Below are 265 nucleotides of genomic sequence, written 5' to 3' on the forward strand. Positions count from 1 at the left end.
GGTCCGGTTGACGACCTCCTCCGGCTCGCCGTCGAGGTGAAGCTCGGCGACCTCCACCTCCCCGGGACGCCCGTGTGCCAGGTAGACCGTACCGGCCGGCTTGCCCTCCTGCTCTCCCGGGCCGCCGGCGCCGGTGACGGCGGCGACGACGTCGGCGCTCAGCAGGCGCCCCACCCCGTCGGCCATCTGCCGGGCGCACGGCTCGGTGATCACGGGCCCCGGCGTGACGCCGAGCACCTCGAACTTGACGTGCTCGGAGTACGCG

General features: G+C 74.7%; 1 protein-coding gene. It reads right to left on the reverse strand.

Features of this window, described 5'->3' with window-relative positions:
* The coding region (locus tag SB773_RS32420) for a CinA family protein (RefSeq protein WP_410594484.1) at positions 1-265 on the reverse strand (265 nt) is incomplete at both ends.

Origin of the sequence: Bacillus sp. SIMBA_074 (genome assembly GCF_046534555.1) — a bacterium.
Taxonomy (GTDB): Bacteria; Bacillota; Bacilli; order Bacillales; family Bacillaceae_G; genus Bacillus_A; species Bacillus_A mycoides.